This is a genomic window from Vibrio sp. 10N.261.52.C11, from assembly GCF_041471405.1.
GTDB classification, from domain to species: domain Bacteria; phylum Pseudomonadota; class Gammaproteobacteria; order Enterobacterales; family Vibrionaceae; genus Vibrio; species Vibrio crassostreae_C.
This window is the reverse complement of the sequence record NZ_JBFROI010000035.1, coordinates 84,597-103,783: the sequence shown is the minus strand read 5'-3', so window position 1 is coordinate 103,783 and position 19,187 is coordinate 84,597. Positions and strand designations below refer to the sequence as shown.

Sequence of the window (19,187 nt, the reverse complement as noted above, 5' to 3'; positions counted from 1 at the left end):
AATTTCTCCTAAGTTATTTAACTTCTAGCTTAGTAAGCTGAAACGTCGTTATCTTCGATGTGTTTCTTATCTAGACGACCGAACATTTTGTAGTATGTCCAAGTTGTGTAGCCAAGAATCACAGGAACCATTACCGCCGCAACGACAGTCATAAGACCAAGCGTTAGCTCACTCGCTGTTGAATCCCACATAGTCAAGCTTTGGTTAGGGTTCAGGCTTGATGGCATTACGAATGGGAACATTGCAAAACCAGCCGTTAGAATAACACCAGCGTTCGATAGGCTTGAGAACAAGAATGCGAAACCACCACGCTCAAAGCGAGATGCAATCACAGCAAGCAGTGGCATTGCTACACCAAGGATCGGCGCAGCCCACATTGCTGGATAAGTTTCGAAGTTTGTCATCCAAGCACCCACTTGAAGTGATACTTCTTTGTTTAGTGGGTTTGAGTCAGCAAACGTATCGATAGTGCTCGTAATTACATAGCCTTCGATAGATTGAACCCAGAAACCACCAATAACGAATAGAGCAATAGCAATTAGGCCAGTGATCTGAGCAACGTTACGAGCACGAGCGTGCAGCGCTTCTGTTGTCTTCATTTGAAGCCATGTTGCACCTTGCATCACGAACAACATCAGAGCCAACACACCACAAAGCAATGCAAATGGGTTAAGCAGAGCGAAGAACGTACCATGGTACTTAGACATCATAAATTCGTTCAGTTCAAATGGAACACCTTGTAGTAGGTTACCAAATGCCACACCGAAAATGATTGGTGGTACTGCGCCACTAAAGCAAAGTGCGTAGTCCCAAGTTTTGCGCCATTTTGGATCTTCGATCTTTGAACGGTAGTCAAGAGCAAGTGGACGTAACCAAAGTGCAGCTAGCGTTACGTACATTGCGAAGTAAAAACCAGAGAAAGACGTCGCGTAAACCAGTGGCCATGCAGCAAACAATGCACCACCCGCAGTGATAAGCCAAACTTGGTTACCATCCCAGTGAGGGGCAATCGTGTTTAGCATAATACGACGTTCAGTGTCGCTCTTACCGATAACAGGTGACAGAGCGGCAACACCCATATCAAAGCCATCAGTTACGGCGAAACCAACCAGTAGAACACCGATCAATACCCACCAAATAAGTCGTAAGCTTTCGTAATCAAACATAATATTCCCTCACTTATACTTCAACTGAACGGCTAACTTTGTCTTCAACAGAGTTATCGTTTTGTTCGAAGTGGTAACGGCCTGTCTTCAAGCTACTTGGACCTTTACGTGCGAATTTCAGCATTAGGTAAACTTCAGCAATCAAGAACACTGTGTAAAGTGCCAGGATAGCGAATAGAGAAGTCCAAAGCTGTTCAATAGTCAGTGCTGATGCAGCAACGTTAACCGGTAGGATTTCACCAACCGCCCATGGTTGACGACCAAACTCAGCAACGAACCAACCTGCTTCAATCGCAATCCAAGGAAGTGGGATTGAGAATAGCGCAGCTTTAAGTACCCATGGTTTCTGTTCGATTTTCTGACGACACGTTTGAACAAACGCAGCACCGAATACAAACAGCATGATGAAGCCACAAGCAACCATCAGACGGAATGACCAGAATAGAGGCCAAACTGTTGGGATAGAATCATCCGCAGCCATTTGGATTTGGTCTTCAGTTGCATCAACAACGTCGTCTGTGTAGCGCTTAAGAAGCAAGCCGTAACCTAGGTCACCTTTCACTTCGTCGAACGCAGCCATGTTTTCTTCAGACTTATCGCCTGCACGTAGCTTTTCAAGCAGCTCGTACGCGTACATACCAGTACGGATACGATCAACGTGGTCATCACGTAGGTCACGTAGGCCCGTTACTTCAGTATCAAGCGAACGCGTTGCGATGATACCCATTACGTAAGGAATTTTAATTGCGTAGTCAGTATTCATTGTCTCTTGGTTTGGAATACCAAAAACAGTAAATGCGGCTGGTGCTTCTTCAGTGTGCCATTCCGCTTCTACAGCAGCGAGCTTCACTTTTTGAACTTCACCAAGCTCGTAACCAGATTCATCACCTAGTACGATTACTGACAAGATCGCCGCCATACCGAAAGACGCTGCAATCGCGAAAGAGCGACGAGCAAAGGCAAGGTCACGACCTTTAAGAATGTAGTATGAGCTGATACCAAGGATGAACATTGCACCCGTTGTGTAACCAGACGCTACTGTGTGTACGAATTTAACTTGTGCTACTGGATTTAGTACAACTTCAGCGAAGCTCACCATTTCCATACGCATAGTTTCAAAGTTAAATTCCGCACCCACTGGGTTTTGCATCCAGCCGTTTGCTACCAAGATCCAAAGCGCAGAGAAGTTAGAGCCAAGTGCTACTAACCAAGTTACCGCTAAGTGCTGACGCTTTGACAGTCTGTCCCAACCGAAGAAGAATAGGCCAACAAAAGTAGACTCTAGGAAGAATGCAACAAGCGCTTCGATAGCTAGCGGAGCACCAAAAATGTCGCCAACATAGTGAGAATAGTAAGACCAGTTAGTACCAAACTGGAACTCCATGGTTAAGCCTGTCGCTACACCAAGAGCAAAGTTAATACCAAACAATTTACCCCAGAACTTGGTCATGTCCTTGTAAATTTGCTTGCCAGTCATTACATAAACTGACTCCATAATGGCAAGTAGAAATGCCATACCTAAAGTCAGTGGAACAAATAGGAAGTGATACATCGCTGTAAATGCAAACTGCAATCGCGACAGATCAACAACATCAATCATGGTAACTCCTTTGTGTCGGCTGAATGACACTTGTGTGATTATTCACCGCAAAAATCCATGTTAAAACAATTTATGTAATTGTTATTACAAATTGAAATTTGTAGCAAAAACGTACCGTTATAGTTAGATTATTGTTAAGCATGAGCTAATATAGCTGGCGCTAATATTACTGGTAAAATCAGTATGTTTCAAAAGGTTTATGGGAGAACCCTGCGTTGATTTGTATCAAATTTATTTGAGCAAATTAGAGTTATTTTTGTACAATTATGATTAAAATCACACCAATTATGCTTGTCTTAATAACAGCGCATGATATCTGTGACAAATGCTCAGCACCGCCTCAACATCCGAATTACAACTACCTATAAAGTATTAACAAAAAATATGACAACTTATTTCATTTCCTGTTATCTAAATCAAACCTGAAATCAAAGTTTCCATTTTTGAAGCTCCCTTTTCGATCTTTTTATCGACTCGCTCAAAGAGTTGTTATTCAGTAAAAAGCAAAAAAAACCAGCGCTTATGCAACTGGGATCTTTAAAAATGAATAATTTAACGATTGGAGGGTTTATCTATTCCAAAGTGTAAATACGCTCTGTCGGTCGCGATTCGACCTCTTGGCGTCCTTTGTAGGTAACCTTGTTGAATCAAGTAAGGTTCTAACACATCTTCAATAGTGTCTCTCTCTTCACCAATCGCGGCAGCCATGTTGTCGATACCTACCGGACCACCACCAAACTTCTCCATAATCGCCAGCAGAAGCTTTCTATCCATGTAGTCGAAACCTTTAGCATCGACATCCAACATGTTTAGCGCTTTGTCAGCAACCTCCGGACAAATATGCCCGTCGCCTTTTACTTCCGCATAATCACGAACACGGCGCAGTAGACGGTTAGCAATACGTGGCGTACCACGAGCTCGGCGAGCAACTTCTAGCGCCCCTTCGGACTCCATAGAAAGACCAAGGCAATCTGCACTGCGCTGAACGATGTTTTGTAGATCTTCAACCTTGTAGTACTCAAGACGCTGAGTAATACCAAAACGGTCACGTAACGGCGATGTCAGTGAGCCAGCACGAGTGGTTGCGCCAATCAAAGTAAAAGGAGGAAGGTCAATCTTGATAGAGCGTGCCGCTGGGCCTTCACCAATCATGATATCTAATTGGTAGTCTTCCATTGCAGGGTACAACACCTCTTCAACCACAGGGCTTAAACGGTGAATCTCATCAATGAACAGGACATCATTTTCTTCGAGATTGGTCAGTAACGCCGCTAGGTCGCCTGCTTTTTCTAGAACAGGGCCTGAAGTCGTACGAATGTTGACATCCATCTCATTGGCAACAATGTTCGCCAACGTGGTTTTACCCAAGCCTGGAGGGCCAAATATCAACAGATGGTCGAGCGCCTCGTTACGCAGTTGTGCCGCTTTGATGAAAATCTCCATCTGGCCACGAACGTGATCCTGACCTTGATAGTCAGCCAGTGCTTTAGGGCGTATTGCACGATCAATGACATCTTCATCTTTGAATACTGGGTTATCCGGTGCAATAAGGCGATCGGCTTCAATCATAAATTCTGCTATTCCTAACTATGCTCTTGTTGACTCTGCGCTTCTTGACTCTGTGTAAAGGCAAAGTGAATGAGTCTATTTTGTCGAACAAGTATATTGGGTATTAAACCATCGATTTCAGAGCTTCGCGAATCAACTGTTCGCTGGTCATGCCATCTTTAGCCACTTGAGAAACAACCTTAGAAGCTTGAGTGGGCTTGTAGCCTAATGCAAGTAGTGCACTTACCGCTTCTTCTTCAGCGTCATGAACCGTTGGCATAGAGTCAATCGGTGCTGCATCCGTTGCAGGCGTAAACAAGTCTCCTGCGCCCCATCCTTTCAGGCGGTCTTTCATTTCAACAACAAGACGTTCTGCGGTTTTCTTACCGACACCCGGTAGTTTCACTAGTGTAGAAATATCTTCACGTTCAACACTCTGAACAAACTGACTTGCCGTCATACCTGAAAGGATACCAAGGCCAAGCTTAGGACCAACACCATTCGCTTTAATGACTTCACGGAACAGCGCGCGTTCTTTAACTGTGTTGAAGCCGTAAAGCAGTTGTGCATCTTCACGAACAACAAAGTGAGTGTAGATAATTGCCTCTTCGCCAACGTTTGGTAATTCATAAAAACAGCTCATTGGCATTTGAACTTCATAGCCAACGCCACTCACTTCAATTAATAACTCTGGTGGCTGTTTTTCTATTAATGTACCGCGTAGACGTCCGATCACAATTCACTCTCTTGGTGGAATATAATTTGAGGGACAGAATATAAAAGAACTGGATGCTTATCCAGTTCTTTGTGTTTATTCGGGTGATTTATTTACGCTTGTTTGGCTTAAGAAACCGAATGATTCTGTCTTCAGAAACGCCATAGCCTATGGTTATCGGTAACGCCCTTTTCTTGCTCCTGTTGCTTTACCCGCAAGCGCTATCAAAGTTTTATTGGTGTTGGCGTGAGTGATCGCTACGCCTAGAGCATCGGCAGCATCGGCCTGTGGTTTAGCGGGTAACTTAAGCATGCTCATCACCATGTTCTGAACCATAGACTTGTCCGCACCACCATTACCCGTCACTGCTTGCTTAATTAAACGAGCCGCGTATTCATGAACAGGCAAATCCGCATTTACAGCCGCTACGATCGCGCTGCCCCTAGCTTGCCCAAGCTTAAGCGCTGAGTCTGCATTCTTAGCCATGAAGACCTGCTCTATCGCAAACACATCCGGTTGGAACTGAGTAATAATTTCGCTCACACCTGCATAGATCTGCTTGAGTCGACCCGGCAACTCTTTTTCTGAGGTGCGAATGCAACCACTCCCTAAGTAATATAGGTGGCGGCCATTTTGATGAATAACACCGTAACCGGTAATGCGTGAGCCAGGGTCAATCCCTAAGATAATAGACATAACTTCAAATACTGATTATTTATACATGCTTTATGAGCTTAGTATATCGAACGCAAAAAAAAATGCCCGTCAAATTAACGGGCATTTTATTGTTCTACTACAAAATTTAGCTCTATCGAAAACTCAAAGCTTCAGTAGAAAGTTAGGCTAATCGCTTGATTAGTCTTCTTTCTTCGCTAGTTTAACTGCGATTGCTAGCTCTTCCAGTGATGCTGGGTTCGCTAGGCTTGGCGCGTCTGTTAGTAGACATGCTGCAGCTGTTGTTTTCGGAAATGCGATAACGTCACGGATGTTCTCAGTACCACAAAGCAGCATTGCTAGACGGTCAAGACCGAATGCTAGACCAGCGTGCGGTGGCGTGCCGTACTTAAGCGCTTCAAGTAGGAAGCCGAACTTCTCTTGTTGCTCTTGTGCTTCGATACCTAGGATACCAAATACCGCTGTTTGCATTTCTGCGTTGTGGATACGTACAGAACCGCCGCCTACTTCGTAGCCGTTGATTACCATGTCGTATGCATCAGAATTTGCTGCTGCTGGGTTCGCTTTTAGCTCTTCCGCGTTCACACCTAGTGGTGATGTGAATGGGTGGTGCATTGCGTGTAGGTTACCTTCGCCGTCTTCTTCGAACATTGGGAAGTCAACAACCCACAGTGGAGCCCATGCAGATGTGTCTGTTAGCTCTAGATCCGTACCTAGTTTAAGACGAAGTGCGCCCATTGCTTCAGCAACGATGCCCGCTTTGTCTGCGCCGAACAGAATGATATCGCCAGATTCAGCTTGAGTACGATCTAGAATACCGTTGATTACGTCTTCGCTTAGGAATTTAGCAACTGGAGATTGAATACCTTCCATGCCTGCAGCACGGTCGTTAACCTTCATCCAAGCTAGGCCTTTCGCGCCGTAGATGTTTACGTGTTCAGCGTAGCCGTCGATTTGCTTACGAGTTAGCTTAGCACCACCTGGAACACGGATAACTGCTACGCGACCTTTTTCGTCGTTAGCTGGGCCAGAGAATACCTTGAATTCAACATCTTTAACCAAGTCAGCAACGTCCACTAGCTCTAGTGGGTTACGTAGATCTGGCTTATCAGAACCGAAACGACGAATCGCTTCAGAGAAAGGCATTACTGGGAATTGACCTAGTTCAACATCTAGAAGTTCTTTCCACATATCGTGAACAAGCTTCTCAGTCACGTTACGTACTTCTTGAGAAGTCATGAAAGATGTTTCGATATCGATTTGAGTAAATTCAGGCTGACGGTCAGCACGTAAATCTTCATCACGGAAACATTTAACGATTTGGTAGTAACGGTCAAAACCAGACATCATCAGCAGTTGCTTGAAAAGCTGAGGAGATTGAGGAAGTGCGTAGAAGCTACCTTTGTGAACACGGCTTGGTACTAGGTAGTCACGAGCACCTTCTGGTGTCGCTTTCGTTAGTACTGGCGTTTCGATGTCTAGGAATAAGTTCTCATCTAGGAAACGACGAACGAAGCTAGAAGCACGTGCACGAAGCTTAATACGGTCGCTCATTTCTGGACGACGAAGATCGATGTAACGGTACTTAAGACGCTGCTCTTCAGAGTTCGTTTGGTTGAAGTCTAGTGGAAGCGCTTCTGAACGGTTAATGATCTCTAGACCCGTCGCGTAAAGTTCTACTTCACCAGTAGCCATGTCTTTATTTACTTGGCTGTCCGGACGAACTCGTACTTCACCAGTAAACTTGATACAGAATTCATTACGCAGTTGGTTAGCGATCGGGAAGATATCTTTCATATCTGGATCGACAACAACCTGAACGATGCCTTCACGATCACGCATATCAATAAAGATAAGACCGCCTAAATCACGGCGACGGTTTACCCAGCCGCACAATTCTACAGTTTGTCCCGCCAGGGACTTGTTCAGGTTACCACAGTAATGGGTACGCATAATGAATTTCCCAATCTCTTAATTATTTACTAATTTCCAAGCTGTCAGTGGTCATTCCACACAACAGAGCAAAGGAACATTTATACGCGGAAACTCGCTTAAAATCGACCTTCCACATTCGAATTTATTGTGTTTTATCTGGCTTTGCTGCTTTTTAGCCCATCAAGTGCGCAAAGATTCATCAAAACCGAAAAAATTGCGATAATTATATCTCGAAAGTACCTTAATCAGCAAAACTCTCGTAAAGTAGATTTTCGTTTCAACCCAAAAACTTTTTGTAATGACTGATGGCGTGATGGATAACGGTGTAATAGATGGATAATCGTGTAATAACAACAGAAACTTTACCTCTAAGACTTGGATTAACTATGTGGTCTCATTCTGAGTGGCAAAGTCAGTTCTACGGTAAAGGCACCAAGCCTGCCGAACGCTTGGAAAAATACACCCAAGTTTTCCATACCGTTGAGGGCAACACCACCTTTTACGCTACGCCAAGTATGTCTACCGTTCACAATTGGAAAGCCGCCAGTCACGATGATTTCAAGTTCACCTTCAAATTGCCCAAATTCATCACCCACCAGCAACAACTGAGACACTGCCAAGCCGAACTCAAAGAGTTCTTGATGACGATGTCGCCACTGCATGACCGTATTGGTCAATGGACGATTCAGCTGCCGCACAGTTTTGAGCCCAGCATGCTGCCTGCCCTACAAAAGTTTTGCACCTTATTCCCAAAAGATATGCAGCTTGGCGTCGAAGTTCGACACTTAGGTTTCTTTGATAAGGGCGATGCGGAAAAACGCTTCAACCAATGGCTGGTTGAGGAAGGCATCAATCGCATCATCATGGACAGCCGCCCCGTTTTCTCTGCGCCACCCACCACAGAAGCGGTGATCGATGCGCATCAGAAAAAACCGCGTGTTCCTGTTCATGCAATTGCTACCGCCAATAACCCGATGATTCGATTTATTGGTCACCCAGACCAAGAACCTAATATTGAGTTTTTTAAGCCTTGGTTTGCCAAAATCCCAAACTGGCTTAATGAAGGCAAGCAGCCCTATTTAATGATCCACACCCCAGACAATAACCACGCACCTGAACTTGCGATTGCTATTTATAAGAGGCTACAAAAGCAAGTATCTGAAAATACATCATTATTACTGCCCGAACTGGCTCAGTTTCCAGCTCAAAAAGGCAATCACCAAATCTCGATGTTTTAACCTCTCACTTGTAAGTAGCTTCGAACCTTGAGCTAAATCTCAGTTTTCGTGACAGTGGCGTTTTTTTTACGTAAAATACGCCCCCTTTTATTTGGTACGAATTTTGTGCCAATTACGCTGACTGTCGAGAGAAAATGCTATGAGCAACACAGACAATATCTTTTCCGCTCCTATTGATAAAATTGGAGACTTCACCTTTGATGCAAGGGTTGCTGAAGTATTTCCGGATATGATTCAACGTTCGGTGCCTGGCTATAGCAATATCATCTCTGCAATCGGCATGCTGGCTGAGCGCTTTGTAAAGCCACACTCAAATATTTACGACCTTGGCTGCTCGCTTGGTGCTGCGACACTTTCTATGCGTCGTCACATTCAGCAAGAAGGCTGCACGATTTTCGCGATCGATAATTCAGAAGCCATGGTTGAGCGCTGCAAATTGCACGTAAATGCTTACCGCAGTGACACACCGGTAGAAGTGATTGAAGCCGACATCCGTGAAGTGGAAATCAAAGACGCTTCTGTTGTGGTGCTTAACTTTACGCTGCAATTTCTTTCTCCAGACGATCGATACGCTCTGCTTGAGAAAATTCATGCTGGCTTGCGCCCAGGCGGGATCTTAATCCTGTCAGAAAAATACGTATTCGAAGATGAAAGCTCAAATGAACTGCTTATCGACCTGCACCATGATTTCAAACGTGCTAACGGGTACAGCGAGCTAGAAGTAAGTCAGAAACGTAGCGCAATTGAAAACGTGATGCGCCCGGATTCGATCCCTGTTCACAGAGAGCGATTTGATAAGATTGGCTTCTCAAGCAGCGAAGTCTGGTTCCAATGTTTCAACTTTGGTTCAATGTTCGCGATAAAGTAAACATTTTAGATTACGTAACCGTCGCGACACCGTTAGCACGTACTAAAATGTCATCCTCAAGAGCGAGGAACAAACGAATTGGGGATCTCTTATCAAACACGATAAACGAGATTCCCTAGCATGTTTGTCCACACTCTTAATGGAGTGACAAATTTAATTTCTACACCACCAACTCAGTGAAAACCTATGTTTAATTTTGCCAATTTTTATCAACTTATTGCCCAAGATACTCGCCTTCAGCCGTGGCTAAATGTCCTGCCACAGCAACTGACCGATTGGCAAAATGCAGAGCACGGTGACTTTGACCGCTGGCTACGTGCACTAAACAAGATTCCACAAGACGTGCCAGATCAAGTTGACCTGAAAAATTCAGTGACGATTGGTAGTTCTACGCCATACCACACAGGCGAACTGAAAAAGCTAGAAAGCTTATTGAAGACTTTCCACCCGTGGAGAAAAGGTCCTTACACGGTTCACGACATTCATATCGATACAGAATGGCGCAGTGACTGGAAATGGGATCGTGTGCTTCCACATATCTCACCACTTAAAAACCGTTCTGTGCTCGATGTAGGTTGTGGCAATGGTTACCACATGTGGCGCATGCTTGGCCAAGGCGCTCGTCTTACAGTAGGTATCGACCCTTCTCACCTTTTCTTGGTTCAGTTTGAAGCGATCCGTAAGTTGATGGGCGATGACCAACGTGCGCACCTTTTACCTCTAGGTATTGAACAACTACCAAAACTGGAAGCGTACGACACTGTATTCAGCATGGGCGTGCTATACCACCGTCGCTCTCCGCTTGATCACTTGATTCAACTGAAAGACCAATTGGTGTCTGGCGGTGAATTAGTGCTTGAAACCTTAGTGATTGAAGGCGATGAAAATGCAGTTCTGGTTCCTGTTGACCGTTACGCGCAGATGAGAAACGTGTACTTCTTCCCCTCTGCTCGAGCTCTGAAACGCTGGCTTGAACAGGTCGGCTTTGAAGACGTGCGCATCGTGGATGAGAATGTCACGACAATCGGCGAGCAACGCACGACAGAATGGATGACACACAACTCTCTACCAGATTACTTAGACCCGAATGATCCAAGTAAAACGGTTGAAGGTCACCCAGCACCAAGACGTGCCATTCTTGTGGCGACCAAGCCATAAATGTGATGCCCGAAAGCCATTATTTAGCCGATAACAGAGTAATGGCTTTTTGGTGGCTACAGCGCCACCTTTTGCTTCGCTGTGAGCTTTCACAAAAATGCGCGCAAATTGAACAAAAATTGACTTATGCTTAATAAGTGAGCTATTTAAAATTACAATAATTGGCGTAGCGCTCACATTGCGATTCAATATGACCAGACTCTTACAATAGGATGCTTCACGCATCCTTTTTTGTGGGCTAAACTTCTAAATAGTCTGAACTATTCTCTAATTTCCAAAGGTTTTTTTATGTTTAAGCGATTATCGCCTATTGTGGCGGTTGGTTTGCTCTCTGGTTGTACCCTTACTAACGGTGCTGCCTACCACCAAGAAACTCTCGATGCTATTGCCCGCTCAGAGACAAACATCGCAAATAAGGTTCAAAATCTTGAACTGCAAGTCAGTAATCAAAGTGATTACATTGAAAGCTTAGAAGACGAAATCATCACCCTTTCAAATCAGTTAGATGTTCATCTAACAAGCATGGAACACAAAGTCATTGAAGAGCTAGAGGAAGAAGAACCCGTGGCAGTTGCAGCGGCTCCTATCGCTCCTACCTCACAACCGACTATCCTTGGCGGAATCGAAAAAGTGTCTATCGACTCAATCAAACAAAGCTTTGATGCGCGAGTGGATACCGGCGCAACAACCTCTTCTTTGAATGCCGTCGATATTAAAGAATTCGAACGAAATGGTAAGAACTGGGTTAAATTTCACCTAGACGACAAAGCCCAAGCTAAAGAAGACCAGAAATGGATTGAAGCGCCTGTTGTACGTTATGTGAAAATCCGCCAATCAACGAATGATCAGACAGAACGTCGAGCTGTGATTGAATTATGGGTTAAAGTTGGAAAAATCCATGAAAAAGCGCAATTTACATTGGCGGATCGCTCTCAAATGAGTCACCCTGTATTACTAGGGCGCGAATTTATCAAAGACATAGCGCTAGTAGATGTAAGTAAAAAGTACGTACAAACGGAAGTTAAATAACAATAGTAGGGTAAGCTATGACGTCAAGAATTCCATTTTATATCTCTATATTCCTGCTTATCGTGGCAGGCATAACACTGAGTATGTTCAGACATACGACCTACGGTGTACCTTGGACTCCAGGGGAAACCAGGCAGGTTTGGGACGTTGAAGCTCGTATTGAGTTCAACGCAGTAGGCAAAGAAGCAAAAGTTTCCTTAGCGGCTCCTCATACTCAGTCTAACTACACACTTATCGGCGAATCGGCTTCATCACCAGGTTACGGTATTTCTTACTTAAATACTGAGTCAGGTCGTCGTGCAGAGTGGTCTATTCGTTACGCAGATGGCCCTCAAACCATCTACTACAAGACACAATTCCTAGTCGACAACCAAGCTAAAGTGAACGACACACCACCAGAAGGTGAAGTGGTTCAACCAAGCTTCGACGGCCCGGAAGAAGCGGCGTCTCTAGCTCTTATTGACAGAGCAACAAAGCGTTCTGCAGACAATCTAACGTTCACTCGTGAGCTCATCAAAACACTTAATGATCCAGACAGTCAAAACTCTGCGCTGATTCTGAACAACATGACCAAAGTGGAAGCGACACACAAGCTACTTTCAGCAGCGAAAATACACAACAAAGTGGTTGGTGTTATCGAGCTAGAAGATGGCCGTCGTCGTCAATCAATTCAGAACATGATTCAGATTTGGGATAACGATGAGTGGATCCTATTCTCTCCTGAGTCCAGCGAACAGCAAGTTCAACCAAACCTACTTATCTGGGACGAGTCAAACGTTTCTCTACTGGATGTAGTTGGCGGTCAAAACAGTAAAGTTCACTTCTCTATGATTGCTCAAGAGGTTTCACCAACTGAAGCAACCAACAGTAAAGTCTCGGCTGACCAGCTGTTAAACCTATCGATTCATAGCCTACCGCTAGAAGAGCAAGCGATGTTTAAAACCATCATGCTGATTCCTATCGGTGCACTTATTGTTGTGTTCTTGCGTGTCATCATCGGTTTGAAAACGTCTGGTACCTTCATGCCAGTTCTGATTGCGGTGGCCTTTGTTCAAACACAACTGGTAACGGGTATTGTTGGCTTCCTACTGATCGTCGGTACGGGTCTTATTATTCGAAGTTACTTATCCAAACTCAACTTGCTACTGGTAGCCAGGATATCCGCCGTAATCATTACGGTAATCATGATTATCTCCGTGTTTACCGTGGTCGCGTTTAAAGTCGGTCTGACTGAAGGTCTATCTATTACGTTCTTCCCAATGATCATCCTATCTTGGACTATCGAACGTATGTCTATCCTATGGGAAGAAGAAGGCGCGAAAGAAGTAATGCTACAAGGTGGTGGTTCTCTATTCACTGCGGTTCTTGTTTACTTAGGCATGACTAACCCGTTCATTCAGCACTTAACGTTTAACTTTATTGGTTTACAGCTTGTTATTCTAGCGACCATCTTGCTACTAGGTAACTACACAGGATACCGTCTAACCGAGCTTCGTCGCTTTAAACCGCTAGCGGAGGACTAAGTTATGTTTGATCAGTTTACTTCACCGTTTAGGTTGAAAGACAAAGGCATAATGGGAATGAACAAGCGTAACCATAGTTATATTGGTCGCTACAATGATCGTTCCAAGTATCCACTCGTTGATGACAAGCTTAAGACGAAGATCATTGCTGAACAGGCTGGTGCTACTGTACCAAAACTGATTGGCGTGATTGGTCATCAAGCTGAAGTAAAAACAATCCACAAGATGGTAAAAGAGTGGCCGGGTTTCGTAATCAAGCCAGCTCAAGGTAGTGGTGGTAAAGGTATCCTTGTTGTGACATCTCACAAGGATGGGGTTTATACCAAGCCATCAGGTTCGACTATCAATGAAGAAGACGTAGAGCGTCACATCAGTAACGCTCTTGCAGGCCTTTTCTCACTTGGTGGTAAGAACGATGTAGCGGTAGTTGAAAACCTCATTAAGTTTGATGAGTGTTTCGATGGCTTCAGTTACGAAGGTGTGCCAGATGTACGAATCATCGTATTCAAGGGCTACCCTGTAATGGCGATGATGCGCTTATCTACTTCAGCTTCAGACGGCAAGGCTAACTTGCACCAAGGGGCTGTAGGTGTAGGTATTTGTATTGCGACGGGTAAAGCCGTTCGTGCGGTTCAGTTTGACCACCCAGTCACTCACCACCCAGATACGGGTAAAGAGTTGGCGCTACTTCAAGTGCCGCATTGGGAAAAACTGCTAACACTGGCATCAAGTGCTTGGGAAATGACAGGCCTTGGTTACATGGGTACGGACATGGTTTTAGACCAAGAAGAAGGCCCGATGGTACTGGAGCTAAACGCTCGCCCTGGATTAGCAATACAGATTGCAAACGGCGCAGGTTTATTACCTCGCTTGCATCATATTGAAAACCTGGGCACACCGGCTGAATACCCAAAACCAGCAGAGCGCGTTGCCTACGCTGCTAAGCAATTTGGTGTTCACGGTAGCGAAATTGTTCAAAACTAAGCTCATCTAAATTAAAGCGAAACGACTCAGTTATTGATACTGAATCTAGCTCGATAAAAAGGCCGCATAACTCTGAGAGTTACGCGGCTTTTTAATGCCAGCCGTCTTCACCGAGCTAATATGATTAAGCCTCTGTTACTTCACTCTCAGGCTCACGAATAGGATCAATACGCACAGCCGCCACCTTAAATTCAGGGATCTTCGCGTGTGGATCAGTCGCTGTGGTAGTCAAACGGTTAACTGGTGATTCAACAAAATGGAATGGAATAAATACCACACCCTTTTGCATTCGTTTAGTCACAAAGGCCGCGATTTCGATTTCACCACGACGTGTTGAGACCTTAAGCATCTGACCATTCGAGATCCCTAACGCTTCAGCATCATGAACACTGACCATCGCACGTGGCCCAGCTAAGTTATCCAGCCCTTTAGTTTTACGCGTCATGGTTCCGGTATGGAACTGCTCTAGAATACGCCCAGTCGTTAATACTAACGGATACTCTTCATCCGGAAGCTCTGCTGCATATCGAAACGGAATCGCTTCCATCTGACCACGTCCACGAGTGAACTGAGTCTGGTGCATAATACGAGTGCCATCAGGATTGTTTTTATTGCTTGGCCATTGCACGCCATTAACCGTGATGTTTTCCCAACGTAAACCACCATATTGTGGCGTGACGCGAGCAATCTCATTGGTAATGTCCGCAACCGAATCGTAGCTCCAACCACCACCCATTGCATTCGCAAGTAACTGGATAATCACCCAATCCTCTTTCGCTTCACCTGGAGGTAATACCGCAGGGTTGATACGCTGAACGCGTCGCTCGGTATTGGTAAAGTGACCAGACTTCTCGGCGAACGAGCAAGACGGTAGAACCACATCGGCATACTGCGCCGTTTCGGTTAAGAAGATGTCTTGCACCACAAGGAAATCTAACGCTTCAAGCCCTTCAATCACGTGTGCTTGATTCGGATCGCTTAGTACAGGATTTTCACCCATCACATATAAACCACGCACATCTCGATTACACGCCCCATCAATAATCTCGGTCAGCGTTAACCCTGTTTCAGCAGGCAAATCAGCAACGCCCCACTCCATCGCAAACTTTTGACGAACCATTGGGTTGTACACTTTCTGATAACCCGGCAAGTTATTTGGCAATGCGCCCATGTCACACGCACCCTGAACATTGGATTGACCACGTAATGGGTTGATACCGCCGCCTTCAATTCCGATATTGCCACACAAGAGCTGTAGGTTAGCGATTGATCGAACGTTATCGTGACCAGTGGTATGTTGCGTAATGCCCATCGAGTAGTACACCGCTGTACGCTCTGCAGTACCAATCAATCGCGCCATTGCGAAGATGTCTTCCGCTTTAACGCCAGTTACCAGCTCCACTTTGTCTAGTGAATAACTTGGTGACATTACCTCTTGAAGCAAGGTATCAAAGCCATCCACACGGTCTTCGATATACTCTTGGTCGTACCAACCGTGTTTGATGATTTGCTGCATCACACCATTGATCAACATTACATCAGTACCCGGTCGGTGCGCTAAATAAAGTTCAGCATGGTCAGCAATATCGATTCGTTTTGGATCGGCAACGATCAATCTCGCTCCACCATGTCTCACAGCTTGCTTGATATGCGAGCCAATAATTGGGTGTGCTGACGTGGTGTCGGAGCCAATAATAAAGATCACATCTGAGTGCTTGATGCTTGGAATATCATTGGTCATCGCCCCGCTACCTAGCGAAGCCTCTAAACCAGTAACAGTAGATGCGTGACAAAGGCGCGCACAGTGATCGACGTTATTGGTACCGAGTTCACGACGTATGAATTTTTGGAAGGCATAGTTATCTTCATTGGTGGTTTTCGCCGACGAGAACCCCGCTAAAGCGTTACTGCCAAAGCCTTGCTTAATCGCAGTAAACTTCTCGGCAATAAGCTTAACTGCCTCATCCCAACTTGCAGGTTGCAACCAGCCATCTTTACGAATTAATGGTGTGGTTAAACGCGCATCGCTGCCCACAAAATCGAAGCCAAATCGTCCCTTAACACACAACATGCCTTCATTAACCGGAGAGTCTCCGCCTTCGATATAGCGAATTTTGTTTTTCTGCTCATCGATATGCATGGTTAACTTACAACCCACACCGCAATAAGTGCAGATGGTATCGACTTTCTTGAGTACGTCTGTGTCTCCCTGCTTTCTGTCGCGAGCATCGACCATTGCACCGGTTGGACACGCCTGAATACACGATCCGCATTGAACGCAGTTTGAGTCGCCCATTAAGGTCTTGTCCGCCCCAAAGTTAGGACGACATTCTGGTCTTGATGCAGGTTTGCCATCCGATTGGTTCATGAAGCTTAGAACGCCATGAACATTCTGTTCTCGACACGCTTGGATACACTGGCCACAACTAATACAGCGGTTAGCGTCAAAGATAATGAACTCAGAACTGTCATCGACCGAAAATTTTTGTCTTGTTAACCCGACCTTCGCTTCTTCAGCACGAATCGCCTGCCAACTCTCATTCGAAGCCACATCGATTTTGTATTCAGGATGGGTTTGCGTTGCTTTGTATTCAGTCGAGTAGTCTCGTAGGTCGCAATCTGTATTAGCTTGGCAGCCACACTCTAGACATCTTGCAGCTTCAGCGATTGCATCGGCATTATCAAACCCTGTTTCTACTTCATCGAAGCTTTGTTCACGCTGTTCGGGCGTTAGCTCAGGCATGATCTTGCGCGCCATGCGTTGTATAGATTTGTATTGCTCAGGATCCACCGCTTTGAGCTGTTTGTGCTTTCTTGAGTTAAACGGTTTAGCCGGAATATTTTCCATATCACCATGGAAGAAGCGATCGATCGCTTGTGCAGCAATACGCCCATCCCCAACCGCTTCGACTGCAGTTGCAGGGCCGCGTCGGAAATCACCAATACTGAAAATATTTCCGGTTCCGGTATGCATGGTTTGTGGATTAGCATCTGCGGTATTCCAACGAGTAAGAGGAATATCAATTGCTTCATTGTCCATAAAACTCAGATCAGGCTTTTGTGACACGGCAGCAATAACCGTATCAAACGCTTCAACAAAGAACTCGCCCGTTGGTTTAGGGCTGCGACGACCTGAAGCATCAGCCGGACCCAAAGCCATACGCTCTAATCGTATTTCTGATACATGACCATTTTCATCGGCTATGTTTGCTGCCGGGTTGGTTAAGAAATGGAACTTCACACCTTCATGCTCAGCTTCTTCGATTTCGTAATCTTCTGCAGGCATCTCATCTCGAGTACGACGATAAATCAGCGTAGTATCCGCGCCATCACGCACCGCTGTTCGAGCGCAGTCAATCGCGGTATTACCGCCACCAATTACTGCGACCTTTTTACCTGTGACATACTGCTGATCGGTCACGTAATCTTTCAGATAATCGACACCCAAATAACAACCGCCGAGTTCACTACCCGGGTAATTCATTTCAACCGCTTGTGATGCGCCAACGGCTAAACAAACCGCATCAAAATCGTTACTTAAATCAGACAGTGTAAAATCAACACCGAGTTTTTTACCGCACTCAACCACCATTCCGTTGCGACACATCAACTCGATTTCTTTATCTAGAATCGACTTAGGTAAGCGATATTCAGGGATACCGTAACGCAGCCAACCACCCGCTTTGGGCATCGACTCATAGACACTGACTTCATAGCCTTCGTTAGATAGGTAATAACCCGCCGTAAGCCCACCGGGGCCACTACCAACAATAGCAATGCTCTTGCCTTTATTTGGTTTCTTCGCTGGCATGTAGCTCTCTTGAGCCGCTAGATCCGCATCGGCAGCGTGTCGTTTGAGTTGGCGAATCGCAATGGATTCATCGACCAAGTTACGACGACATTCGGTTTCACAGAAAGCAGGACACACACGACCAATTGAAAGCGGCATTGGCAATGTCTTTTTGATCACTTCAATCGCTTTAATGTGATCATTTTGAGCAATATGGTGCAGGTAAGATTGGATGTCGACCCCAGCAGGACAGGCTGTTTGGCATGGCGCCTCACAGTCAGCGTAGTGATCGGTCATGATGCGATTCAACGCTTCTTGTCGATGATTCGTTAACTGTTTTGACTGAGTGGTAATATTCAGCCCATTAGACACTTCAAGCTCACAAGAGCGAGTAACACCAACGCCATCAACTTCCACAACACACAAATCACACGGCACTTTATCCGCTGTTTTATTCAAACCACATAAAGATGGGATTTCCAAACCACATGTTTTTGCCGCTTCAAGAACGGTTTGTCCTTGCTCGACGATTCGATATTTCCCATCAATAACGATTTGAATCATACCTAAGTCCTACCTTTACCTTTCGCACACGCGAGTTATCAACAATTAAAATTTAAGTAATACAATATTATTAATATTATTAAATCTATGTCATTACCATACATTATTTGTGGTTTTGTGCGTGTGACCTCAAACAAGTTCCATTGATAATAACCATAATGTATGAGTGGTCTTATCAGTGTCGACGAAAGGATTAAGCGGGAGGGGTTCTGCTGTAGAAGTAAGAAGTAAGAAGTAAGAAGTAAGAAGTAAGAAGTAAGAAATAAGAAATTAGATTCAAGGTACAAAAAAGCCCCTAATGATTAGGGGCTTTGAACAAATATCATTGAGTCGCTTTCGAGCTTATAGCTAAGCTATCAAGGTTATTGCTCGGCTATCAAGATTATAATTCGGC

13 protein-coding genes are annotated in these 19,187 nt (G+C 45.0%); 6 read left to right on the top strand and 7 right to left on the bottom strand.

Annotated features, from left to right (window positions below; genetic code table 11):
- Nucleotides 1-29: 29 nt before the first annotated feature.
- The 6 genes from cydB to aspS form a co-directional block, all read right to left on the bottom strand.
- Entirely contained in the window at nt 30-1,166 is a 1,137-nt protein-coding gene (cydB, locus tag AB4323_RS14570; RefSeq protein ID WP_017062076.1) for a cytochrome d ubiquinol oxidase subunit II, read from the bottom strand.
- 13 nt (nt 1,167-1,179) lie between these two features.
- Complete coding sequence (gene cydA / locus AB4323_RS14565; RefSeq protein ID WP_017062077.1) at nt 1,180-2,766, bottom strand: cytochrome ubiquinol oxidase subunit I; 1,587 nt, start codon at nt 2,764-2,766, stop codon at nt 1,180-1,182.
- A gap of 552 nt (nt 2,767-3,318) precedes the next feature.
- Nucleotides 3,319-4,335, bottom strand: coding sequence for a Holliday junction branch migration DNA helicase RuvB (gene ruvB, locus AB4323_RS14560; RefSeq protein ID WP_017062078.1), 1,017 nt, complete (start codon nt 4,333-4,335; stop codon nt 3,319-3,321).
- 103 nt (nt 4,336-4,438) lie between these two features.
- The gene (gene ruvA / locus AB4323_RS14555; RefSeq protein WP_017062079.1) at nt 4,439-5,050 is read right to left on the bottom strand and encodes a Holliday junction branch migration protein RuvA; all 612 of its coding nucleotides are present in this window, start codon (nt 5,048-5,050) and stop codon (nt 4,439-4,441) included.
- Between the two features lie 153 nt (nt 5,051-5,203).
- Nucleotides 5,204-5,725 (bottom strand): crossover junction endodeoxyribonuclease RuvC, encoded by a 522-nt coding sequence (ruvC, locus tag AB4323_RS14550; RefSeq protein ID WP_372102524.1) that lies wholly within the window; start codon nt 5,723-5,725, stop codon nt 5,204-5,206.
- Nucleotides 5,726-5,884: 159 nt separating this feature from the next.
- Nucleotides 5,885-7,657: an aspartate--tRNA ligase gene (gene aspS, locus AB4323_RS14545; protein WP_065585130.1), complete on the bottom strand. Its 1,773-nt coding sequence runs from the start codon at nt 7,655-7,657 to the stop codon at nt 5,885-5,887.
- A 314-nt stretch (nt 7,658-7,971) separates the two neighbouring features.
- Here aspS and AB4323_RS14540 point away from each other — a divergent pair, with 314 nt between their 5' ends.
- From AB4323_RS14540 to AB4323_RS14515, 6 genes are all read left to right on the top strand, one after another.
- Nucleotides 7,972-8,877, top strand: coding sequence for a DUF72 domain-containing protein (locus AB4323_RS14540; protein WP_029235140.1), 906 nt, complete (start codon nt 7,972-7,974; stop codon nt 8,875-8,877).
- A gap of 139 nt (nt 8,878-9,016) precedes the next feature.
- Nucleotides 9,017-9,745, top strand: a complete 729-nt coding sequence (gene cmoA / locus AB4323_RS14535) for a carboxy-S-adenosyl-L-methionine synthase CmoA (protein ID WP_017062083.1) — start codon at nt 9,017-9,019, stop codon at nt 9,743-9,745.
- A gap of 186 nt (nt 9,746-9,931) precedes the next feature.
- Nucleotides 9,932-10,903, top strand: coding sequence for a tRNA 5-methoxyuridine(34)/uridine 5-oxyacetic acid(34) synthase CmoB (gene cmoB / locus AB4323_RS14530; RefSeq protein WP_372102521.1), 972 nt, complete (start codon nt 9,932-9,934; stop codon nt 10,901-10,903).
- Between the two features lie 288 nt (nt 10,904-11,191).
- Complete coding sequence (locus AB4323_RS14525; RefSeq protein WP_372102519.1) at nt 11,192-11,932, top strand: ATP-dependent zinc protease; 741 nt, start codon at nt 11,192-11,194, stop codon at nt 11,930-11,932.
- A gap of 17 nt (nt 11,933-11,949) precedes the next feature.
- Nucleotides 11,950-13,455 carry an inactive transglutaminase family protein gene (locus tag AB4323_RS14520; RefSeq protein ID WP_065585128.1) on the top strand — a complete coding sequence of 502 codons (1,506 nt, stop codon included), beginning with the start codon at nt 11,950-11,952 and terminating at the stop codon, nt 13,453-13,455.
- 3 nt (nt 13,456-13,458) lie between these two features.
- Nucleotides 13,459-14,439, top strand: a complete 981-nt coding sequence (locus AB4323_RS14515; protein WP_029235672.1) for an alpha-L-glutamate ligase-like protein — start codon at nt 13,459-13,461, stop codon at nt 14,437-14,439.
- Between the two features lie 124 nt (nt 14,440-14,563).
- On the opposite strand, the gene fdhF is transcribed toward AB4323_RS14515, so the two are convergent.
- On the bottom strand, nt 14,564-18,793 hold the full coding sequence (fdhF, locus tag AB4323_RS14510) for a formate dehydrogenase subunit alpha (RefSeq protein WP_372152779.1): 4,230 nt from the start codon (nt 18,791-18,793) through the stop codon (nt 14,564-14,566).
- Between the last annotated feature and the right edge of the window lie 394 nt (nt 18,794-19,187).

What these genes read in the sequence shown, in the direction of transcription:
- AB4323_RS14540 (WP_029235140.1), top strand. Translation starts at nt 7,972, where the DNA reads ATGGATAATCGTGTAATAACAACAGAAACTTTACCTCTAAGACTTGGA.
- ruvB (WP_017062078.1), bottom strand. Translation starts at nt 4,335, where the DNA reads ATGATTGAAGCCGATCGCCTTATTGCACCGGATAACCCAGTATTCAAA.
- fdhF (WP_372152779.1), bottom strand. Translation starts at nt 18,793, where the DNA reads ATGATTCAAATCGTTATTGATGGGAAATATCGAATCGTCGAGCAAGGA.
- cmoA (WP_017062083.1), top strand. Translation starts at nt 9,017, where the DNA reads ATGAGCAACACAGACAATATCTTTTCCGCTCCTATTGATAAAATTGGA.
- AB4323_RS14525 (WP_372102519.1), top strand. Translation starts at nt 11,192, where the DNA reads ATGTTTAAGCGATTATCGCCTATTGTGGCGGTTGGTTTGCTCTCTGGT.
- cydB (WP_017062076.1), bottom strand. Translation starts at nt 1,166, where the DNA reads ATGTTTGATTACGAAAGCTTACGACTTATTTGGTGGGTATTGATCGGT.
- ruvC (WP_372102524.1), bottom strand. Translation starts at nt 5,725, where the DNA reads ATGTCTATTATCTTAGGGATTGACCCTGGCTCACGCATTACCGGTTAC.
- AB4323_RS14520 (WP_065585128.1), top strand. Translation starts at nt 11,950, where the DNA reads ATGACGTCAAGAATTCCATTTTATATCTCTATATTCCTGCTTATCGTG.
- cydA (WP_017062077.1), bottom strand. Translation starts at nt 2,766, where the DNA reads ATGATTGATGTTGTTGATCTGTCGCGATTGCAGTTTGCATTTACAGCG.
- cmoB (WP_372102521.1), top strand. Translation starts at nt 9,932, where the DNA reads ATGTTTAATTTTGCCAATTTTTATCAACTTATTGCCCAAGATACTCGC.
- aspS (WP_065585130.1), bottom strand. Translation starts at nt 7,657, where the DNA reads ATGCGTACCCATTACTGTGGTAACCTGAACAAGTCCCTGGCGGGACAA.
- AB4323_RS14515 (WP_029235672.1), top strand. Translation starts at nt 13,459, where the DNA reads ATGTTTGATCAGTTTACTTCACCGTTTAGGTTGAAAGACAAAGGCATA.